Source organism: Chryseobacterium daeguense DSM 19388 (assembly GCF_000430825.1).
Taxonomy (GTDB): domain Bacteria; phylum Bacteroidota; class Bacteroidia; order Flavobacteriales; family Weeksellaceae; genus Chryseobacterium; species Chryseobacterium daeguense.
Genome location: NZ_AUMT01000005.1, coordinates 305,663 through 327,118 on the forward strand (window position 1 = coordinate 305,663; position 21,456 = coordinate 327,118).

Consider the following 21,456-nt stretch of genomic DNA (forward strand, 5'->3'; position numbering starts at 1 on the left):
TTAAAAGCAACACAAACTTACAATTGTTTAATAATAAACACAATCTATTAGAATTATTTTTATCATAGTTAAAAACGATAATTAAAAGAAATTATTAATTCCTGAATATCTGGCTTAAAAAAATAAAATTAACCAATTAAATTAGTGATTTTTTAAAATAAATTAAATATAATTAAAATTTAAAATCAAATATTTAGAACAAGTCCACTTAATATTAACAATTTCATAAAATATGAGTTTCCCATTTATTTAATTTTAATTAACTTTATCTGTTTAAGAACATTTTAGGTATGAAAAAAATATTGACGGTCATTCTTGTAGCATTTATCATCATTCAGTTTTTTCCTATTGACAAGACAAATCCCGCTCCTACACCCGGAATGGATTTTTTGAAAATTAAAAAAACTCCACCTGAAATTGCAACAATCATTTCAACATCATGCTACGACTGCCATTCTAATGAAACAAAATATCCGTGGTATTCCAACTTTGCTCCGTCTTCATGGATCATGAAAAATCATATCAACGAAGGAAGAAAGCATCTCAACTTTTCCACTTTTGCAACTTATGAACCTAAGCAACAGGCACACAAATTGCATGAATGTATAGAAATGATCGAGAAAAAAGAGATGCCTCTGGAATCATACTTTATCGGTCATCAGGGCGCTAAATTGACAGATGAACAAAGGAAAATCCTGATCAATTATTTCAAAAAAGAAAAAGAGGAAACGGAAAGAAAAATGGTATTTTAAAATTAAAAATTATGCAGGAAAACTGGCAAAATAAGTATATCGTATTTTTCGACGGAGAGTGTGGAGTATGTAATTTTTGGGTACAATGGATTTTGGAAAGGGACAAAAAAGATCAGTTTTTATTCGCTTCGCTTCAATCTGATTTTGGGCAGAAATTTTTAACGGAAAGAGGCCTGGATACAAAAGTTTTTAAAACAATGTACCTCTGGAAACCTAATGAGTATTATTTAATTAAATCAAAAGCCATTCTTAAAATAGCCAATCTCCTTGGTGGAAGCTACAAAGCATTAAGCTGGCTGGGAAAACTGATGTTTCCTGCCGTAAGTGACCGGATTTATGATATTATTTCAAATAACAGAATGAAACTTGCCAATCAGAAATGTTACCTGCCGACACCTCATGAAAGAGCGAAATTTATTGAGGTTTAATTTAATTTAAATACGAATTTCACTAATTCTAACGAATCACATCATTGAGATTTTTTACGAAATTAACAAACTGTTCGAAATTTTAATTATAAAAATATAAAGACTGCTTCAAAATTGAAACAGTCTTTTTTATTATCACAGATTCACTGGTTTACACAGATCTTTCTGTTAAAATTATTTTATACTATTGATTCAGAGACCAGACAGAATAGCTGTTCGGCGGACACTGAATTTTCACCCATTTGTCCCCCTGTGTTGTAGGATACCAACTGGAATGTCCTGTAAAATCTTTAATCTGTTGGCTTGTCCAGTTGGTTTGAACCCATCTTTCCTGCCAGCTTGATGAGCTGTTGATGTACACTACTAATCCCGGATTTCCGTTGTAGCCGTTTCTTCTGGCAATATATTCATCATTATCAGTATATAAAATAGATGTATTTCCGGTAGCTTTATTATTATGAATCCAGATGAGATTATTTAATCTTTCTTTATTCAGCCATTCTTCATAATCCCTGTAGAAAACCGTAGGATAGCCCTCATGAGTAAGAATATAGGCATAAGCAAGCATCTTATTATTGATAATATCCGTATCATGATTTGCCACAAAAGTTACTGCTTTATAAGGATTTCTTTTCCACATCATGTCATCGTTAAGCGCGTTCAGGTTTCCGTTATCGAAAGCTTCATCCATTTTATAATACGCAGCGAAATCAAATACGGAGCTGTTGGCATTATTCGCCCACCATTCCAGTGTATTTACGTTTGAATCCCATAGCTCACCGACGGAAAAGCCTCCCACATTAGCATTCCATGTATTCACCACCCATGGTCCGAAACCTTTTACATAATCAAATCTCCAGCCGTCAAATTTCATTACATTTTTGTAATACTTCCCCACAGAATCATCCCTTTCCCACAGCCAGCTCTGCACATAAGGATTGGCATGACAAAGATCCGGAAAGCCTCCGAAAGCACCTTCATCATTATTCCCATAGGAATTTTTGTAGAAATCATTGTAATTCCTGGTAAATTTCCCTGAAGCCACACCAGAAAAGTTTGTCCACGTATTGGTTCCTGTATACGGGTTGGCTTCCGACTGGCCGCCACTGTTGTGGTTGATCACAATATCCGCATACACCTGCATATTTTCCGCATGAGCTTTTGTAATTAAGGCTTCCAGCTCAGTTCTGGAACCGAATCGGGTTTCAATGCTCCCATTTTGATTGTAATTTCCGAAATCGTAATAATCAGTAGGATCATATCCCATTGAATAAGGCCCGTTTTGAGCTTTTGAAGCCGGCGGCAGCCAGACTGCACCGATTCCGGCATTGGACCAGTCGGTAATTTTTCCTTTTACGGTATTCCACCAGTTTCCGCCATCAGGAACATCCCAATAAAATCCCTGCATAAGAACGCTTCCTCCGGGTCCCGCTACAAATTTTGCAGTAGAAGAAGTTCCGGTGCTGAAAGGCCGCCCGTCATGCGTGGTGACATTCACAATTTTGTTGTGAACTTCCTGTTTTTTTGGATTTTCAATGGTCATTTCATCATTGTCCTGACAGGAACTTACAAGCCCTAAAGCCAGCATAGAAAGTAAAAAGTGTGTTTTTTTCATATTGAAAGTTTTAATTATTAAACCATTAACTAAAATACAATTTTATTAAATTAAATTCTTTCCGCAGTGAAATATTTTTCATTTTTAATAACAAACTATTAAATAGCATTATTTAAATTTTCATTAAAAAAGTATAAACTTTAAAGATTTTCGGTACAATTTTTCCATTAATCCATATATTTGCATACTATGGAATATAACACCCAAAAACCTCAGCTTCATATGCCGGAATACGGCAGAATTATACAACAGTTGGTTGAGCGTTGCAAAGAGCTTTCCAATAAAGAGGAAAGAAACGAAATGGCAACAGCAATCATCGATTTTATGGGTCAGAGAAATCCCCAGCTTCGCGATGAAGAAAATTATAATCATAAACTTTGGGATCACCTTTTTATTTTGGCTAATTATGATCTTGATGTAGATTCACCATATCCTTTTCCTACCAGAGAACAGCTTGCGGAAAAGCCTAAAAGAATGGAATACCCTAAACTTCAGGGAGATTTTAAATTTTACGGAAAAAGTATTCTTCAGTTAATAGAAAAAGCAATTGAACTTGAGCCTGGCGACGAAAAAGAAGCCCTGATAGAGGTAATTGCCAACAATATGAAGAAATCTTACAATGTATATAATAAAGAGCATGTAACGGATGATGTAATTTTCCGTCATCTGAAGGAACTTTCGGAGAACAGGCTGGATCTTACCGGTATTGAAACCCTTGAAAAGAGTAAGATCTATTACACCACCAACAACAACCGAAATAATAACAACAATAATAGAAATAACAAAAACCAGTCGAACAATAAAAAAAGACACAACAATAATAATCATAAAAACAGAAAGTAAAAATGAGTGGAACATTTCAAATACGAGGAGGAAAAAGATTGCATGGTGAAATAACGCCACAAGGAGCAAAAAATGAAGCTCTACAGATTCTTTGTGCCGTTTTATTAACAGACGACGAAGTCCGAATTAAAAATATTCCTGATATCCATGACGTAAACAGGCTTATTGAAATTCTGGGAGATTTCGGAGTAAAAGTAACCAAAAACGGGCAGGGAGATTTTACTTTCAAAGCTGATAAAGTAAATTTTGATTATATAAAATCAAGCGAATTCAAAAAAGACGGAGCAAAACTGAGAGGTTCTATCATGCTGATGGGACCAATGCTTGCCAGATACGGTGAAGCTTATATGCCGACTCCGGGTGGTGATAAAATCGGTAGAAGAAGACTGGATACCCATTTCCAGGGCCTTGTGGAGCTTGGTGCAGAATTTAATTATGATGAGGATGAATATTTCTATTCTTTAAAAGCAAAAGAACTTAAAGGGAAATTTATCCTTTTGGAAGAGGCATCCGTAACAGGAACAGCCAATATTATCATGGCTGCCGTTTTAGCAAAAGGAAAAACAAGGATATACAACGCAGCCTGCGAACCTTATCTTCAGCAATTGTGTAAAATGCTGAACAGAATGGGGGCTAATATTTCCGGAATCGGATCTAATTTAGTAACCATTGAAGGGGTGGAATATCTTCGCGGAACAGAACATACGATGCTCCCTGATATGGTGGAAATCGGTTCATGGATAGGCCTTGCAGCCATGACAAAATCTGAAATTACAATAAAAAATGTCAACTGGAATCAGCTTGGTGTTATCCCGAATACATTCAGAAAACTGGGAATAGAGCTTGAGCAGAGCAATGATGATATTTTCATTCCGGCACAGGAAAATTATAGGATACAGAAGTTTATTGACGGATCTATCCTGACTATTTCTGATGCACCGTGGCCTGGCTTCACCCCGGATTTGCTTTCAATTATTCTGGTCGTGGCGACTCAGGCGAAAGGAAGTCTTTTGGTTCACCAGAAAATGTTTGAATCCAGACTATTCTTCGTTGATAAACTGATTGATATGGGTGCACAGATTATTTTGTGTGATCCTCACAGAGCAACAGTAATCGGGCTAAACCAGGAAGCACCTTTACGCGGTACAACGATGGTTTCGCCGGATATCAGAGCCGGAAACGCGCTTCTTATCGCTGCACTTTCTGCAGAAGGAAAATCAATCATCCATAATATCGAACAGATCGACAGAGGATATGAGAATATCGACGGGAGGCTGAAAGCGATTGGGGCTGATATTGAGAGAATTTAATTTAACAAAGCTAGAAGTTAGAAATTAGAGGTTAGAAGTTAGTTTTGCCTTTAATTATTATAAATCAAAAGCGTTCGGTTTTCACTGAACGCTTTTTTTGTAATTAAAACTATATGAACCGCTTACGAATATTTTCTGCAGACATACTCTACAGTTGTATTCAAAAGTTTATTATTATTCAGATACGATTCCAATTGGTTGTAATCTTCTGAATTTACATGGATGTAAAGCTGTACAGAACCAAAGCTGCGACCGTTCATGTATTCCACATTGGCCGACAGCACCCTGTGGCAGATCCCAAACTGATTGTAAATGATATTCATCAAATGCTCAAATTTCATTTTGCCATTCAATTCTATTTCGACTATCAATTCTTTTTTTGGCAGATTCAGCTTGCTTTCTAAAACCTGGAGTTTGGGATTTGGTGTAATCATTAGTCCGCTTTTTTTGTTATTAACTCATTTATTTAATTCTTAGACAAAAATATAAAATTTTATTAGTCTATAAAATTAGTAGGATAATAATTTTCAATTTTAACATTTATTTTTTCTTCATTTATAAGCTTTGGTTAAAACCAGTTGAATTTTTTAATAAAAAAACGGGCTAAAGCCCGTTCTGTCAGTATAATATTTAATACATATTATTTTAATTCCTTTATCCGTTCCAGTTTGTCGGAAGCTGCCAGGCCATTGGGATTACAGCCTAATTCACCTTCAGGAACTTTAAGGTTTTTCTTTTGATAAAACTGCTCCCAGAATTCATTGATTTTTCCGGTTTTAGGATCAATAAAAGTCATCGGCTCCAACCTGAAAATATGCTCCTTCCGAAAAGCCCTCTCTATAAAATCTGAACAGTAATAGGAATTTTCATCAAGAATATAATTGAAATTATAAGGCTTCCCCAACATTGACTCTGCTTTTTCCAATGCCTCTGGTATCGAATGCTGATATTGAGGTTTCAAACGGTAAATAATTACTTTTTGACCTTCATCTGACTGATCTTTAATAAAATCCCTCAAAGATTGTCTTTGAGAACCGCCTTTCGGTGCAGCATGCAGCACAAATGAACCTCTATCAGTTTTTTCTAAAATACCGATGTGGTCAAAAGATGCATTTTTTTGCTTTTGGGTAACATTATTAATTGCTCCCGAAAGCCCAGCTTCTTTTGCTGTGACAAACAGGAGATCACCATTTTTTAAATCAGAAAGTGCAGAATTTTTGCAATGTAAAAGCAAACATAAAAATAATGCAAACGCAAAAGGTTTCAGTAAAAAATTATTTTTTAAAATTACTTTCATAACATTCTATCCAGTCCTGAACCGTCATTTTTTTACTTACTTCCGCCAATAATTCCAAAGGAATATCATCCATTTTCTTGAAACGGACACAAGATTTCCCCATATCCAGCTTTCTTTTGGAATGTTTCGGAAATTCTTCTACAAACCAGTCCAAAAGTTCCGGCTTTGCATAGATTCCCATGTGATAAAAAGCGATAAAATTTTTCTGTGAAGCCAGTGAAATAAAAGGAAGCGGGGTGTTTGGTGTACAATGGTAACCTGCAGGATAAGTCTCCAAAGGAACATTCCAGCCAACCATGCCGTAGCTGGTCCCCTGCTGAAATCCTTCCGGTAGATTATCATTAATCGTATTGAATATTTTTTCGAATATCTCCTGTCTTTCCTCCGGAATTTTAGAGATATAATCTTGTACGGAACTAGCTTGAATCTGCATTTCGATTGAGTTTTTATTGATTATTCAAAATAACAAAATTTTGATGAAAAAGAGCTTTTGATTTCGCTAAAAATGAAGATAAAAAAAGACAGCCATACATTTTGTATGGCCGTCTTCATTATTATTTAAGTCTAAAAATTATTTCTTAATAGCTTTAGTTGTTGACTTAGAACCATCTTTAAAAGTAACAATTACCATATATACTCCTGAATTTAATTCATTTAAATTCAATTCTTTTCCAGGATTTTCAATAGTTTTCACCACTCTTCCAGACATATCTGCGATAGAAACAGACTTCACATCTTTAGTTTCTGCAATGTATAATACATCTTTGAATGGGTTTGGATATACTTTGATCTCGTTTTTCTTAACAGCTGTTTCTGCAGTAGATAAACCTGTCTGTGTAAGAGAGAAATCATCAAATCCCATATAATACGGATCTGTTGTTGTATTGAAAGCTTTAATTCCAAAAGTGTAACTTCCTGTAGCTGTCGGTACATAAGTAACAGTTACTTTAGTATAGTTTGTGCTATTACCACCACCTGTTGCCACCTGATCAGATGTAATAAACGTATTTAAACTCGTAGCTCCTGCTGCTGCCTGATCCGTATTCACCATTACTTCATTTTGCCATCCTGCATAGCCGTCACCTACCCAGTAGAATGAGAATTCATAGGAATTTCCTGCTGTTAAAGCAAATGTAGGTGTCCAAAGGTATGCTGCATTGGTATATGGATAATAAATCGTTATATAATTCGGTGCAGATTTAGGATCATTATAAGTCTGCTGAGAAGCATTTCCTGTCGTAAAGTTATAATTAGAAGAGCTTCCTCCTGGAGTCTGTTTCCAACAATTTGGAACTATTGCTGATCCCGTAGTTGTCATTCCGTCAAAGTTTTCAGTCCAAGGGAAAGTGCTTACCGGAACACAAAGCGTGGTAAATGTCGCTGGAGCAGCACTCCAGATACTCTTATCCGTAGCAGTACAGTTAGATCTTACCCAAACATAATATGTTGTAGATGCTGCCAAGCCGCTTAAAGGTGCGGATGTAGTAGTAGACGTTACAGAATTACTAGCATCTAATACAGTAGCTGATGTAGGAGCCGTATTACTTGTGCTGTAATATACTTCATATCCGCTCGCAGGAACTGAAGAAGGAGCTGTCCATGCAATTGCTGCTGAGTTTACAGTAACATTGGATGATGTAACCGCAGTCGGCTCTAAACAGCTAGGAATTTGCTGAACAGTAATATCGTCCAGATAAATACTACGGAAAGTACCTCCCATACCATGTTTGAATGCCAGTTGAACATCAGAACCAGCTGGAATATTAACTGTATATAATGTTTGAGTATTTGTTAAAGTAATAGGAGAACCTATTTGTGTAAAAGTTGCAGGATCTGTAGGGTTTGATATAGTACCTACTATCACAGAATAACCGTTTGATCCTGATTTTGCGTAGAATCTCACACGCTTAGTACCGTCTGAAAGGTTTATAGTAGGAGGTGAAACCAACATCTGGCTACCTGTAGAAGCAGACGAATTATACATGTAATAAGAATTAGGAGATGAATACGGATTTGATGCCGCTACATAACCATACCCCGCAAATGATGCACTTTCTAAATAAGACCAACAGCTTGGTGCATTATTATTGGATGAAGAACCTGTACTTGTAGTATCAAAATTTTCTGTATATGGAACAGTAAATGTAGAACAAGCCGTTTTGAATGTTCCTGCAAAAGACCAGATACTTTGGCTCGTTGCAGAACTACAGTTGCTTCTTACCCAGTAATAATAATTTGTATTGGAATTAAGACCACCTATCGTTGTGCTTGTACCCGATACTCCAGAATAAGTAGGAGTTACTGAGCTGGCTGGTGTCGTATTGGTAGTACTGTGATAAACATCATAACTTACTGCATTTGCCGAAGCTGTCCATGAAACCAACGCAGAGTTAGCCGTAATACTTGCCGGAGCCTGTAAAACAGGAGGCGTACAATCTGAATAAGCATCTACAGAAAAAGCAAAAACGTTCGGAATTCCGGAACCGCTTGCTTTCGTTACCGTAACACTCTGGATAAGCTTCGTCTGGTTCGCAGCATCTATTGCCAGCTGAGACTGATACAATCTCGGGTTTGTTCCACCTCCGGATTCTAGGACATCAGTATCCCTGTTAATCCTTCCGATTCCCTGAATGGCGAAATTCGTTCCCCCATACCAATCCGAAAGGCTGATATTAGAGAATGTCTGGGAAGTACCATCCGTAAAATTAGCCACAACATTCACAACCGAAGTTCCGCTACCGCTTGTAGAAAGCATGTATAGCGAAAAAGCTGCTTTTGGTGTAGTAAAAGTAAGGGTTCCTGAGTCATTCGCAGCAGCTAACCTCAAAGAGTTATTTGCACTTAAATTCCCCAACTGGAAACTCAACCCGGGCGTTGTTGCCTGCGCAGAATTAATAATCCCATTACTCGGAATACCATAAGTAAGTGGTGTACTGGCGGCCGTTGCCTGGAAATCTGTAGATACAAACGCAAAGGAAACTCCGTCTACATCCGTAGTTGTAGAATTAAGGGCGGCCCTACTCCGTTAGCAATCACATCTGCTGAAAAACCTGAACTCACAGGCATTTGCTGGAAATTTTGAGCTGCCACTGAACCGGCAGTCAATAGAGCTATCGCATTAAAAGTTCCAAAAAGTAGTTTTAATTTCATATTTACTAGTTGTTATGGGTGTAAATTTATAAAAAAAACAAGATAAAATGCATTTTAATAAAATTTTTTCAAAATAATTTAAAATACTTTATATAAAATACTTTTTAGTCACTTTTCCATGAAATAATTAATCATAAAAAAATACCTGTTATTAAGGATTTTACCGATACATAAACGGCAAATAATTAAAAATAATTAAAAACGAAAAATATCGCTCTATTCATAATTTTAATATTGGGAAATTAAATCTTATTTTTGCCATACAAATTTTTGAACAATGCCGAATATTTCAAACAGAGCACAACACATGCCGCCGTCGCCGGTAAGAAAACTGGTTCCTTTTGCCCTTAAAGCAAAACAAAAAGGAATAAAAGTATATCACCTGAATATCGGGCAGCCTGATATTGAAACTCCGGAAACGGCCCTTAATGCTTTAAAAAATATTGATTTAAAAGTATTGGAATACGCTCTTTCTGAAGGAAATATTGAATACAGAAAAGCACTTACGGAATATTACCACTCCCTGGACTTTACAGATCTTACGCCGGATAACTTCATTGTTACAAACGGTGGATCTGAAGCGTTGAACTTTGCCATCTCAACATTATGTGATGATGGTGATGAGGTAATTATTCCAGAACCTTATTATGCAAATTACAACGGTTTTACAAGTACTTTCAATGTGAATGTAGTTGCTGTACCTTCAACAATAGATACGGGATTTGCACTTCCTCCGATTGAAGAATTCGAGAAAAAAATCACGGATAAAACGAGAGCTATTATTATCTGTAACCCGGGAAACCCTACAGGTTATCTTTACACCCGCGAAGAGCTTCAAAAATTGGCCGATATAGCCCTGAAGCATGACATTGTAGTAATCTCCGATGAGGTATACAGAGAATATGTTTATGACGGAAAACAGCAGGTTTCCATGCTTGCTTTCCCTGAGCTTAGTGAAAACTGCATCATTATAGATTCAGAATCAAAACGTTACTCAATGTGCGGGGTGAGAATCGGGTGTATGATTACCCGTTCCAAAAAAATCCATGATGCGGCAATGCTTTTTGCACAGGCAAGACTGAGCCCTGTTTTATTGGGACAAATCGCCGCTACTGCTGCTCACCAGAACGACGGAGCCTACATAAGATCCGTAAGAGAAGAATATACACACAGAAGAAACGTTCTAGTTGATTTATTGAACGAAATCCCGGGTGTTATCTGCCCGAAACCGAAAGGAGCTTTCTACTGTGTTGCAGAGCTTCCGGTAGATGATACAGAAAAATTTGCTCAGTGGCTGCTGGAAGTATATTCCAACCACGGAGAAACAATTATGATAGCACCGGCAGGAGGCTTTTACAGCAATCCGGAATTAGGTAAAAAGCAGGTAAGAATTGCTTATGTTTTAAAAGAGCAGGATCTGAGAAGAAGCGCCGCTATTTTGCGAGATGCTCTGGAAGTTTACAGATCTCAATTCGGACTTTAATTTTAAAATAAAACTTACTATGTCAGCAATAAAAAATCTAGGTTTGAAAATATCTTTCCCGGTATTTTTGTTGCTGATATTTTTTTCCTGCGACAGCAAGAAAAATGAGGCCGCACCTTTCGGTCCGAATGAAATTATTTCCGTAAATTACTCTGATATCGGAGGCGAGCTGGGAAATTACAAAATCGTAAAAGTCACTAAAGATTCTATTCATCTGGAAACAGGAATTACCCAGAATAAAATTCATAAAGAATGGAAATCTGCCATCGCACCGCAAACCTGGAAACAGATAATATCAACTATTGATGTGGGAACTTTAGACAAAATCAAAAGCTCTCCCAGCAAACAATCTGTAGACGGAATGGATGAAACATTCCAGATCAGAACACGGAAAAAGTACCACGCTTACGTAAATTCTTTTGCCGATACGGTCTATTACAAGCAATTACAAAAATTAAAAGATCAAATCCAAAATATTCTTCCTCAAGAATACCAATAACCGATGCACGAAAATTTTTCACTTAAGCCCTACAACACTTTCGGAGTGGATGCAAAAGCAAGATACTTCACCGAAATACACTCTGTAGAAGAATTAAAAGAAGCTTTAAACTTCTCAATCTCGGAAAATCTTCCTCTCCTTTTTCTGGGTGGAGGAAGCAATATTTTGCTGACACAGGACTTTGAAGGATTGGCTATTAAATTAAGTTTAAAAGGAATCCACGAAGATCTTATTGATGAGAACGAAGTATTGGTGACATCCAAATCAGGTGAAAACTGGCATGAATTTGTACTGTTCTGCCTCGAAAAAAATTATGGCGGGCTGGAAAACCTTTCCCTGATTCCGGGAAATGTAGGAACTTCACCGATGCAGAATATCGGAGCTTACGGCACGGAAATTAAAGATACTTTTGTGAGCTGTACTGTTTTAAACCTTGAAAATCTTCAGCTGGAAAGCTTCAACCTTGAACAATGTAAGTTTGGGTACAGGGATTCCGTTTTCAAGCAGGAAGGAAAAGGAAAATATGTGATCCTGGAAGTTACCTTCAGATTAACCAGAAAAAATCACAACATCAAAACAGAATATGGTGCCATAAAATCCGAATTGGAAAATATGGGTGTTGATAAACCTACCATTCAGGATATTTCAAAAGCCGTCATCACTATCAGACAAAGTAAATTACCTGATCCGAAAGAAATCGGAAATGCAGGAAGCTTTTTTAAAAATCCTACCATTACTTTAACTCAATTTGAAGAACTGCAACAGGAATTCCCAAATATCCAGGGATATCCGAATGGAGATTTTGTAAAAGTTCCCGCCGGATGGCTTATCGAGCAATGCGGATGGAAGGGAAAACAGATTGGAAATGTGGCTTCCCATAAATTGCAGTCACTGGTTATTATCAATGCCACAGGAAATGCAACAGGTAAGGAAATTTTCGATTTTTCAACACAGATTATTGATTCTGTAAAAGAAAAATTCGGGATTGAGCTGGAGAGGGAGGTGAATATCATTTAAATTTTTCTTACTTCATTCATGACAAGCCTTACAATTTATTACTAGGTTTATGCAAAATAAGTTCAGCGTAAACCTAACAGGTTTTAAAAACCTGTTAGGTTTGAATAATTAATCAATACTCTCACAATCACATAAAGATAAAAACACAGTATGAAAATCACTATTCTCGGAGCCGGAAATATGGGCTTGTCTTTTTCGAAATCATTTCTTAAATATGAATTGATAAAGCCCGAAAATCTACATTTAATTACAAGAAATCAAACTAAGTTTTCAAAAATATCAGAAGAATTTCCAAAGTCGAAAATTTCAACTTTTGATGAGGTGAAAGAATTGGATGCAGACTTAATTATTATCGCTGTAAAACCACAGGATTTCCAGCATGTGGCGGAAAATTTCCAATGCAAGCTGAAAGAAAACCAGATGGTTCTGTCCATTATGGCAGGAATTAAAATTGAGAAAATTCAAAAATTATTACAGCATCCGCTGGTTGTAAGAGCGATGCCGAATTCTCCTACCCTTTTAGGAATGGGAATTACGGGTTACACCTCTGCAGAAGGCATTTCTTTCAGTCAGCTGATCAATATTGAAAGATTGCTGAACTCCACAGGAAGATCCGTTTATCTGGAAAATGAAGAATTGCTGGATGGCGTTACAGCCCTTTCGGGAAGCGGGCCCGCATATTTCTATTACATTATTGATGCAATGATCAAAGCTGGTGTGGAAATGGGAATCGACGAAAATTTATCCAAACTTTTTGTACAGCAAACAATGTTGGGCGCGTATCATCTGATCAATAATTCTGACAAAAATTTAGAAGAACTCATCAAGGACGTTGCTTCAAAAGGCGGAACCACAGAAGCAGCACTGAAAACCTTTAACGAAAATAATTTAAAAGAAATTTTGAAAAACGGCATTCTGAACGCTGAAAAACGCGCGAAGGAATTGAATGGGTAGTTTGTAGATACATGCTTTATCGAATTTATTATACTAAAATTTCCGCTGAATAGCGGAAATTCTTATTTAGCATATGATTCATTTTCCCATTCAAATGTTTTTTCAACTCCAAATCTCAAACTGACTATTTTACCTGTACTTCCTGCTACTTGAGCTTTATTCATATAGCTAGCAGCTTTATCATCTTTCAATTTAATATAATCTTTCATTTGGATTTTAGTAAAATTATCAAACTGTGGATTATAATCAATTTTGGTTTTATTGTCATAATCTACTTTAATAGCTTTCCACAAATCATAATTTTTACCATCTACTCTCACATCAAGAATTGCTCCTGGAAGACCATAAAACTTAAATGGGCCAACTGAATAAGGAATTTCTTCCGTAAAATATGCAGTTATAGGTGAGCCTCTGAAGATAGCAGTTGCCTTGATGCATTCATAACCAAGTATCTTTTTAGTAATCTTATAATCTATTGACCATTTTATATTTGGAACATTATCATGAATAAAATAATCATCAGCATTGTCAATATACTGTGTGTAAAAAAAATCTCTATTTTTATTTTCAGAACTTATTTTAGAAATAAAATAAAAATCTTTATGTACTTTACTTTTCCCGCTACCATCACTAAACATAATATTACCATCCTGTTTTGATAATACATTTACACCATCTGTGTAAAGGTCTTCATAAACGTTCGCAATGGGAGAACGTACATTTAAATACTGTATATGAATTGTTTTTTGAGAAGATAATATTCCAAAAAAAGAGATAAGAAAAATAAAAAGATACTTCTTCATAAATAATTAATTTACATCATTACTCATCTGCTGGACTCTATAACCCTGTGCCCTCAATCCTGCAATTACACCAGATTGATAAGCCATACATGAATTAAGATTAGGCTGATCAGATGTATACATTTGTTGACCTGTAACTTCTCCTAGACTGTTATAAAAAGTAACGGTAATTCCACATAATTGAAAAACTACAGTAGCTTTTTTAGTCTTCACATTTTTAGTTTCAAAATTGCCTTTTGCACTTACAAATCCAGCAACTCCGAAAGCTGCTAGTAATAAAAATTTTTTCATTGTTTTAAAAATTAAAGTTATAAAATATTTATTTCACACCGCCAAGATATTTACACTTCACTTATTCCACAACAACCAACAGTTATAAAATCAACAACCGTTGGTTGTCATTTTAAAAAGTATTACTTTAGCACTAAATTCTATATTTTATGAGTTTAGAAACAAAACTTCGCAAACTAAGAGAACAAAAAGGCTGGTCACAAATGGATGTAGCTCATCAATTAGATATTTCCCAATCTGCTTATAATAAGTGGGAAGCGGGACAGGCGAAACCAACTTTACAAAATCTACAGAAAATAGCTGATGTTTTTGAGGTTGATTTTGTAGACTTACTACAAGCACAAGTTCCAAATATTGATATGTCTAATGCAAAATTTGAAAATTCACAAAGTTTAATTTTTGAATCAACAATCAATACAATTAATTATACGTCTCCAGAATTAATTACTCAAATAATGGACAATCAAAACCAAATGGCAAAATTGATGGAAAGCCAGAGTAAATTAATCGAAAGTTTATTGAAAAAATAAGTTTTTGTGCTTCGAGAGCCTCAGCATGACATTGCAAATACTAACTGTTTTTAATATTATACAATTTATTGGAACATATTTATAAGCGAATAGTATTAGAAATGTCATGCTGAGGCTCTCGAAGCATCTCTTTTTATTATCAGACTATCCAATTATCAAATCTTCTTTCGATAAATTTTTTCATCAAAAATCCCAAATACACTCCAAACGTATTCAGAATAACATCATCTATTTCAAAAATACCCATTCTTGTAAAATACTGAAGCGCCTCAACAATAAAAATCGTTGAAATAAAGGCAAAAAGAAGACTTTTCAGATCATTAAATTTCGGAAAAACCCATCCTAAAAACCCAAAAGGAACAAACATCACAATGTTTCCCAACACAATCACCACAATATCCTTCCAGGAGGCCGGACCTTTGATAAAATTAATGGTGGAAACAATAGGTTCAATGGTCAGCAGGTTATCATCATACCGAAATCTGCCCATCCCCAGAAACAGAAGGTAGAGCAAAAATAAAGTATAGGGAACAATAACAATTTTATAAAATTTCTTTAACATCAATTGCAAATTTATTCATTTCAAAAACATTAAATTTGTATGTTAAATAAATTTAATGAAATACATCTTACTTACGCTCATTTCAGCGATGCTGCTGTCTGTATCATGGCCTACCTACGGGGTTCCTTTTTTTATATTTTTTGCCCTTGTTCCGCTTTTGATGATGGAGCACGGGGTTTCAAAATTTTCAGATTACAAAAGAAAAAGCTGGGTGGTTTTCGGGCTTTCTTACGTGTGTTTTGTGATTTGGAATATCGTGACAACGGGATGGCTGTACGGATCCAAAAATCCGGATGGAAGCCATTCTCTGATGGCAGTGGTATTTCCTGTTTTGGTTAATTCTTTCCTATATTCCCTTGTTTTTCAATGCTATCATTGGTACAAAAATGCTCAGGGAACCTATTGGGGACTGGCTTTTTTCATCGCTATATGGATGAGCTTTGAAAAATTTCACCTGGGGTGGGAACTGACATGGCCGTGGCTTAATTTAGGAAACGTATTTTCAGAATATCCCAAATTTATTCAGTGGTATGATACTTTAGGTGCTACAGGCGGAAGCTTCTGGATCTTATTGGTGAATGTATTATTTTTCTATACAGTGAGAACCTGGGAAGCCGGAAGAAAAAGAAAGGATCTTATTAAAAACTCTTCTATTCTTGCAGGTTTAATCATTATTCCAATGGTTATTTCCCTGATTAAATATAACAATTTTAATGAGAAACAAATCGGGCAGGTCAATGTATTGCTGCTTCAGCCGGATCTTGACCCCTACGCCGAAAAATATTCCAAAGACAGTATCGTTATTGAAAATGATCTTTTAAATCTGGCAGAAAAAAATTCTGCAGGCAAGATAGATTACTATATCGCTCCCGAAACTGCGCTTCCCGGAAGAGGCTCCATCTCCGAAACCGCTTTTGAAAAGAGTGTAATTTTGAATAATCTTAAAAACTTCCTTTCAAAACATCCGGGGTCTGTATTTTCAACAGGAATTTCTTCTCATAAATTCTACACCAGCAAAGAAAATCTTCCCAAAGAAGCTTATCAGCTGAATCAGGGACTTTGGGTGGAAAGCTTTAATTCTGCCGTTCAGGTGATCCCAAATCAGAAAGTGGAAGTTTACCACAAAGGAAAACTGGTTCCGGGCGTTGAAATTTTCCCTTATATGAACTATTTAAAGCCTATTTTAGGCGATGCAATGCTTAATTTGGGAGGAACGGTGGCTTCATTGGGAACAGATAAAGAACGGGTAGCTTTTTCGAACCCTTATAATAAAGGAAAAATAGCTCCGATTATTTGCTATGAAAGTATTTATGGTGAGTTTACGGGTGATTATGTAAAAAAAGGAGCCAACTTCCTCGCTATTATGACCAACGACTCGTGGTGGGGTGTTACAGAAGGCCACAAACAGCTTTTATCCTACGCAAAATTAAGAGCCATTGAAACCAGAAGAGAAATTGCCCGTGCCGCAAACAGTGGAATTTCTGCTCATATTGATGCGAAAGGAGAAGTAATTGCAGATACTTTTTATGGTGATCAAACGGCTTTATTTGCAAGAATAAATCTTTATGATGAAATGACTTTTTATACGAGAGCCGGAGATCTGCTTTCCCGATTTTCGATTTTTGCTTTAGGGTTTTTATTGTTTTATTTATTAATTAAATGGTTTCAGAATAAGACAAAGAAGGCGTAAAAGGAATGGAAGAATGAAGCCGAAGATGGAAGAGTTGCATGAGTACTGTAATAATTACTTAAAAGAGTAAACAAGGCTTTTGTGAAACTTTTGTGAAAATAATATTTAAATTTATTTTTAAGCTTAAAGAATTATCAGATAACATTCCATATCAGTGCCTTTGGCGGTTAAGCGTTGTTTCGGAAGAAAATCGCTGTTATGAATCAATAAGTTATTTACAAATAATTTCTAAAAGATTTGTCTATCTAAAAAATTCTTCGTTATTTTGCAACCTCAAATATTATAGTACAAATAAGAACATCGAGATATGTCAAGAATTTGCCAAATAACAGGAAAGCGTGCAATGGTTGGTAACAACGTTTCTCACGCTAATAACAAAACGAAGCGTCGTTTTGAAATTAACTTATTGGAGAAGAAGTTTTACCTTCCGGAGCAAGATAAGCACGTAACACTGAAAGTATCAGCTCATGGATTGAGAGTGATTAACAAGATTGGAATCGAGGAAGCTATTGAAAGAGCTACCAGAAACGGATTGATTAAAAAGAATTAATAAATCATGGCAAAAAAAGGAAACAGAGTTCAAGTAATCCTTGAATGTACAGAGCATAAAGAAAGCGGTATGCCGGGAATGTCAAGATACATTTCTACAAAAAATAAAAAGAACACAACTGAAAGATTGGAATTGAAAAAGTACAATCCTGTTCTTAAGAAGGTAACTGTTCACAAAGAAATTAAGTAATTTATAAAAGATAATTTACCATGGCAAAGAAAGTAGTAGCAACCCTACAAAGCGGACAGTCAAAAAAAATGACTAAAGTGGTGAAAATGGTGAAGTCTTCTAAATCAGGAGCTTACGTTTTCGAAGAAAAAGTAATGAATGCAGACGAAGTAGACGGTTATTTGAAAAAATAATCTACACTTTATTTACAATATAAAAAACTACTCATTTTTTGGGTAGTTTTTTTGTTATCTTTGCTTTTAATCTAGCTGGAAGTCAGAAGCTGGAGGCTGAAAGTTAAAACAAAAATAAAATTGTAAACTTCAGGCTCCTGCTCCTAATTTCCATCATTTAAACATAAAATTCCGTAATTCATAAGATGAGTTGGTTTAAGAATATTTTTAAAAAAGAAGAGAAAGAAACTTTAGACAAAGGCCTGGAAAAATCCAGCCAGGGTTTCTTCGAAAAAATGACGAAAGCCGTAGTCGGTAAAAGCAAAGTAGACGATGAAGTTCTGGATGATCTGGAAGAAATACTTATTGCTTCAGATGTGGGCGCGTCTACCACCATCAAAATTATAGAAAGAATTGAAGAACGTGTTGCCCGTGACAAATACGTGGGTGTAAGCGAACTGGATAAGATTCTCAGGGACGAAATTTCAGGATTGCTTCTTGAAAACCCACATGCCGGAACAGGAAATATTGACACTTCCAAAAAACCTTATGTAATCATGGTTGTAGGAGTAAATGGTGTAGGTAAAACCACAACCATTGGAAAACTTGCCCATCAGTTTAAATCCGAAGGAAAAAAGGTGATTTTGGGAGCAGCAGACACGTTTAGAGCGGCAGCTGTCGATCAATTAGTCATCTGGAGTGAAAGAGTCGGTGTTCCTATCGTAAAGCAGGATATGGGCTCTGATCCCGCATCCGTGGCCTTTGATACGGTACAGAGTGCAGTTGCACAAAATGCAGATGTTGTTATTATAGATACAGCCGGACGACTTCACAACAAAGTAAACCTGATGAATGAGCTATCCAAAATCAAAAGGGTGATGCAGAAAGTAATTCCTGATGCGCCTCATGAGATTTTACTGGTTCTTGACGGCTCCACAGGGCAAAATGCTTTTGAGCAGGCAAAACAGTTTACGGCAGCCACGGAAGTGAATGCATTAGCAGTTACAAAACTGGACGGAACCGCAAAAGGAGGCGTGGTGATCGGTATTTCAGATCAGTTCCAGATTCCTGTAAAGTATATTGGTGTCGGAGAAAAGATGCAGGATCTGCAATTATTCAATGGTACGGAATTTGTAGATTCGTTCTTCAAGAAAAGATGATATTAATCATATTTTCCAAACTTAGCAATACTCAAACTTCATTAAATATTAACAATTTAAAAAATTTGCAACTATGGGAATTTTAACATGGATTATCTTCGGGCTTATCGCCGGAGCAATCGCAAAAATGATTATGCCAGGAAACCAGGGAGGCGGCTGGCTTATCACAATTATTCTGGGGATTTTAGGAGCCTTTATTGGCGGAGCAATCGGGGTGTATGTCCTTCACTGGGGTGATGTGGATTCTTTCTGGAATTTCAGAAGCTGGATCTTAGCCATCGGCGGGGCACTTATCATACTCTGGATTTACGGTATGGCAACAAGGAAAAATACCTGATAATTTTAAATAAATAAAACGGCGGATTTGAAATTTCAAATCCGCCGTTTCTTTGTACAATATAATTTAGTTTAGTTGATTTTTATCTGGTAAGGCATTTCCATTTTCACCTCAGACTGTAATTTTCTTTTTTCCACAATCTGATTCATGATTTCATAATTAGACTTGCCTATTTTATTTTTAATGATTCTTGCTGAAATATCATCTTCATTCAGATCATTAAATATTTGTTCAAAAGGAGTCATTTTTTTCGGGTAGGAAGACACTGCATAGGATTTTAGACCTGCTTTCTGAGCTGCAAATTTCACTGCATCATTTAAAGTTCCCAATTCATCCACAAGCCCAATCTGCTTAGCTCTCACACCACTCCAAACTCTTCCGCCGCCTACATTATCAATCTGCTCGAAAGTCTGCTTTCTGTTTTGAGTAACGAAATGCACGAATCTTTTGTATGTTCCCTCAACGCTTCTTGTAATCATACTTACCCCGTATGGTGTAACACCGTTTAACGAAGAATAATACATAGAGTTAGCATTAGTAGCAACAATATCACCACGAATCCCATTTTTATTAGCGATATCTTTAAAGTAAGGAATAACCCCGAAAACTCCGATAGAACCTGTAATTGTATTCGGCTCCGAATAAATTTTATCCGCCGCCATCGCAATATAATACCCTCCTGAAGCTGCATAATCCCCGAAAGAAACAATAAGCGGCTTTTTCTTTTTTAGCTGCTTAAGCTCAAATAAAATTTCGTCTGATGCATTAGCGCTTCCTCCCGGAGAATTAACCCTGAATACAACAGCTTTTACCTTATCATTTTCCTGAAGGTCTTTAATGTATTTAATATACTTTTCTGATTGAATATCATTATAATCATTCCCACCGGTAATGGAACCTGAAGCATACAGCACCGCCACTTTATCTCCTGATTTTTCATCATCAGAATAAGAAGCAATATATTTTCCTAAAGAAATTTTATTTAATTTTTCATCTTCTTTCAGGCTTAATTTTGATTTAATCAGCTGGTCATATTCTGTTTTCTGAATTAATTTATCAGCAAGCTTATACTTTAATCCCAACTCAGGAATCATACCATACAGACTATCCACCACCGTTCTGAACTGTGCCGTATCAATCTTTCTGGAAACAGCAATTCTTGATGAAGTATTTTTCCATATATCATTAAGCAGTGTTTCCAGCTGCTCTTTATTTTCCGGTGAAATATCATTTCTTAAATACGGCTCTACCGCAGATTTAAATTTCCCGTGACGGATAACTTCTATCCCTATTCCATATTTATCAGCAAAATCTTTAAAGAAAGTAACCTCGGTTGCAAGACCCTTAAGCTCAATCATACCGGATGGATTAAGAAAGTACTGATCCGCAATGGATCCAAGATAATAAGCCCCCTGAGAAACACCATTTCCGTATGCATACACAAACTTTCCACTTTTCTTAAAATCTGCGATTGCAGCTCTGATATCATCTATCTGGGTAATTCCGGCATTCAAATCATCAGCTTCTATGCTTATACCTTTAATATTATCATCAGTTTTAGCTTTATTAATAGCTTCTATAGCATCGTAGATCAAAACATTTTTAGTCTGATCATTAAGATTAAACAATCCTCCCTGATCTTCTGTAGGACTGTCTATAATATTTGTTTTTAAATTAATCGTAAGGATAGAATTCTTTTTCACCACTACCGATTTCTCATTTCCCATTGCACTAAAAACAAGCATAATGAAGAAAAAGAAGAAAAACACGACACATAATAGGACAATAGCCACTATATTTGCCAGTACATTTTTAAAAAAACTTTTCATAAATCAATCATTTCC

General features: G+C 36.0%; 25 protein-coding genes. 15 read left to right on the forward strand and 10 right to left on the reverse strand.

From position 1 onward, the window contains the following. Window positions 1-290: 290 nt before the first annotated feature. Both H560_RS0110050 and H560_RS0110055 read left to right on the forward strand, forming a co-directional pair. The gene (locus H560_RS0110050) at window positions 291-752 is read left to right on the forward strand and encodes a heme-binding domain-containing protein (RefSeq protein ID WP_027379932.1); all 462 of its coding nucleotides are present in this window, start codon (window positions 291-293) and stop codon (window positions 750-752) included. Window positions 753-763: 11 nt separating this feature from the next. Then, window positions 764-1,180: a thiol-disulfide oxidoreductase DCC family protein gene (locus H560_RS0110055; RefSeq protein WP_027379933.1), complete on the forward strand. Its 417-nt coding sequence runs from the start codon at window positions 764-766 to the stop codon at window positions 1,178-1,180. Between the two features lie 184 nt (window positions 1,181-1,364). On the opposite strand, the gene H560_RS0110060 is transcribed toward H560_RS0110055, so the two are convergent. Next, entirely contained in the window at window positions 1,365-2,795 is a 1,431-nt protein-coding gene (locus H560_RS0110060) for an alpha-amylase (protein WP_027379934.1), read from the reverse strand. A gap of 189 nt (window positions 2,796-2,984) precedes the next feature. On the opposite strand from H560_RS0110060, the gene H560_RS0110065 reads away from it, so the two are divergent. Beyond that, window positions 2,985-3,638 carry a DUF4290 domain-containing protein gene (locus H560_RS0110065; protein WP_027379935.1) on the forward strand — a complete coding sequence of 218 codons (654 nt, stop codon included), beginning with the start codon at window positions 2,985-2,987 and terminating at the stop codon, window positions 3,636-3,638. 2 nt (window positions 3,639-3,640) lie between these two features. Beyond that, window positions 3,641-4,948, forward strand: a complete 1,308-nt coding sequence (murA, locus tag H560_RS0110070) for a UDP-N-acetylglucosamine 1-carboxyvinyltransferase (RefSeq protein ID WP_027379936.1) — start codon at window positions 3,641-3,643, stop codon at window positions 4,946-4,948. 122 nt (window positions 4,949-5,070) lie between these two features. Here the strand turns inward: murA and H560_RS0110075 are convergent, their stop codons facing one another. From H560_RS0110075 to H560_RS23105, 5 genes are all read right to left on the reverse strand, one after another. After that, entirely contained in the window at window positions 5,071-5,382 is a 312-nt protein-coding gene (locus tag H560_RS0110075) for an NIL domain-containing protein (RefSeq protein ID WP_027379937.1), read from the reverse strand. Window positions 5,383-5,588: 206 nt separating this feature from the next. Further along, window positions 5,589-6,245 carry a YiiX/YebB-like N1pC/P60 family cysteine hydrolase gene (locus tag H560_RS0110080; protein WP_081413959.1) on the reverse strand — a complete coding sequence of 219 codons (657 nt, stop codon included), beginning with the start codon at window positions 6,243-6,245 and terminating at the stop codon, window positions 5,589-5,591. Further along, window positions 6,223-6,678 (reverse strand): DUF1801 domain-containing protein, encoded by a 456-nt coding sequence (locus tag H560_RS0110085; protein ID WP_027379939.1) that lies wholly within the window; start codon window positions 6,676-6,678, stop codon window positions 6,223-6,225. Before H560_RS0110085 ends, H560_RS0110080 begins: the two co-directional genes overlap by 23 nt. 138 nt (window positions 6,679-6,816) lie before the next feature. Next, complete coding sequence (locus H560_RS0110090) at window positions 6,817-9,111, reverse strand: fibronectin type III domain-containing protein (RefSeq protein WP_155844989.1); 2,295 nt, start codon at window positions 9,109-9,111, stop codon at window positions 6,817-6,819. A 119-nt stretch (window positions 9,112-9,230) separates the two neighbouring features. Then, on the reverse strand, window positions 9,231-9,395 hold the full coding sequence (locus tag H560_RS23105; protein WP_162143859.1) for a hypothetical protein: 165 nt from the start codon (window positions 9,393-9,395) through the stop codon (window positions 9,231-9,233). A gap of 277 nt (window positions 9,396-9,672) precedes the next feature. Here H560_RS23105 and H560_RS0110105 point away from each other — a divergent pair, with 277 nt between their 5' ends. The 4 genes from H560_RS0110105 to proC all read left to right on the forward strand — a co-directional run bounded on the left by H560_RS0110105 (window position 9,673) and on the right by proC (window position 13,348). Continuing rightward, on the forward strand, window positions 9,673-10,878 hold the full coding sequence (locus H560_RS0110105) for a pyridoxal phosphate-dependent aminotransferase (protein WP_027379941.1): 1,206 nt from the start codon (window positions 9,673-9,675) through the stop codon (window positions 10,876-10,878). Between the two features lie 19 nt (window positions 10,879-10,897). Next, on the forward strand, window positions 10,898-11,377 hold the full coding sequence (locus H560_RS0110110; RefSeq protein WP_027379942.1) for a hypothetical protein: 480 nt from the start codon (window positions 10,898-10,900) through the stop codon (window positions 11,375-11,377). A 3-nt stretch (window positions 11,378-11,380) separates the two neighbouring features. Further along, window positions 11,381-12,394: a UDP-N-acetylmuramate dehydrogenase gene (murB, locus tag H560_RS0110115; protein ID WP_027379943.1), complete on the forward strand. Its 1,014-nt coding sequence runs from the start codon at window positions 11,381-11,383 to the stop codon at window positions 12,392-12,394. Between the two features lie 150 nt (window positions 12,395-12,544). Next, window positions 12,545-13,348, forward strand: coding sequence for a pyrroline-5-carboxylate reductase (gene proC / locus H560_RS0110120; protein ID WP_027379944.1), 804 nt, complete (start codon window positions 12,545-12,547; stop codon window positions 13,346-13,348). A gap of 62 nt (window positions 13,349-13,410) precedes the next feature. On the opposite strand, the gene H560_RS0110125 is transcribed toward proC, so the two are convergent. Both H560_RS0110125 and H560_RS0110130 read right to left on the reverse strand, forming a co-directional pair. Beyond that, window positions 13,411-14,151 (reverse strand): GLPGLI family protein, encoded by a 741-nt coding sequence (locus H560_RS0110125; RefSeq protein WP_027379945.1) that lies wholly within the window; start codon window positions 14,149-14,151, stop codon window positions 13,411-13,413. Window positions 14,152-14,157: 6 nt separating this feature from the next. Continuing rightward, window positions 14,158-14,442, reverse strand: coding sequence for a hypothetical protein (locus H560_RS0110130; protein WP_228372455.1), 285 nt, complete (start codon window positions 14,440-14,442; stop codon window positions 14,158-14,160). 149 nt (window positions 14,443-14,591) lie between these two features. Here H560_RS0110130 and H560_RS0110135 point away from each other — a divergent pair, with 149 nt between their 5' ends. After that, window positions 14,592-14,972 carry a helix-turn-helix domain-containing protein gene (locus tag H560_RS0110135; protein WP_027379947.1) on the forward strand — a complete coding sequence of 127 codons (381 nt, stop codon included), beginning with the start codon at window positions 14,592-14,594 and terminating at the stop codon, window positions 14,970-14,972. 139 nt (window positions 14,973-15,111) lie between these two features. On the opposite strand, the gene H560_RS0110140 is transcribed toward H560_RS0110135, so the two are convergent. Then, window positions 15,112-15,534 (reverse strand): VanZ family protein, encoded by a 423-nt coding sequence (locus H560_RS0110140; RefSeq protein WP_027379948.1) that lies wholly within the window; start codon window positions 15,532-15,534, stop codon window positions 15,112-15,114. A 55-nt stretch (window positions 15,535-15,589) separates the two neighbouring features. Here H560_RS0110140 and lnt point away from each other — a divergent pair, with 55 nt between their 5' ends. The 6 genes from lnt to H560_RS0110170 all read left to right on the forward strand — a co-directional run bounded on the left by lnt (window position 15,590) and on the right by H560_RS0110170 (window position 19,612). Further along, a complete protein-coding gene (gene lnt / locus H560_RS0110145; RefSeq protein ID WP_027379949.1) occupies window positions 15,590-17,224 on the forward strand; it encodes an apolipoprotein N-acyltransferase in 1,635 nt (544 codons plus the stop codon). A 307-nt stretch (window positions 17,225-17,531) separates the two neighbouring features. Continuing rightward, complete coding sequence (gene rpmB / locus H560_RS0110150; protein WP_002976757.1) at window positions 17,532-17,774, forward strand: 50S ribosomal protein L28; 243 nt, start codon at window positions 17,532-17,534, stop codon at window positions 17,772-17,774. Between the two features lie 6 nt (window positions 17,775-17,780). Next, window positions 17,781-17,963, forward strand: a complete 183-nt coding sequence (gene rpmG, locus H560_RS0110155; protein ID WP_027379950.1) for a 50S ribosomal protein L33 — start codon at window positions 17,781-17,783, stop codon at window positions 17,961-17,963. 20 nt (window positions 17,964-17,983) lie between these two features. Further along, window positions 17,984-18,136 carry a DUF4295 domain-containing protein gene (locus tag H560_RS22690; RefSeq protein WP_002976755.1) on the forward strand — a complete coding sequence of 51 codons (153 nt, stop codon included), beginning with the start codon at window positions 17,984-17,986 and terminating at the stop codon, window positions 18,134-18,136. A 185-nt stretch (window positions 18,137-18,321) separates the two neighbouring features. Continuing rightward, window positions 18,322-19,275: a signal recognition particle-docking protein FtsY gene (gene ftsY, locus H560_RS0110165; protein WP_027379951.1), complete on the forward strand. Its 954-nt coding sequence runs from the start codon at window positions 18,322-18,324 to the stop codon at window positions 19,273-19,275. 73 nt (window positions 19,276-19,348) lie between these two features. After that, the gene (locus H560_RS0110170; protein ID WP_027379952.1) at window positions 19,349-19,612 is read left to right on the forward strand and encodes a GlsB/YeaQ/YmgE family stress response membrane protein; all 264 of its coding nucleotides are present in this window, start codon (window positions 19,349-19,351) and stop codon (window positions 19,610-19,612) included. Between the two features lie 71 nt (window positions 19,613-19,683). Here H560_RS0110170 and sppA read toward each other — a convergent pair whose 3' ends face one another. Next, a complete protein-coding gene (gene sppA / locus H560_RS0110175; RefSeq protein ID WP_027379953.1) occupies window positions 19,684-21,441 on the reverse strand; it encodes a signal peptide peptidase SppA in 1,758 nt (585 codons plus the stop codon). Window positions 21,442-21,456: the final 15 nt, after the last annotated feature.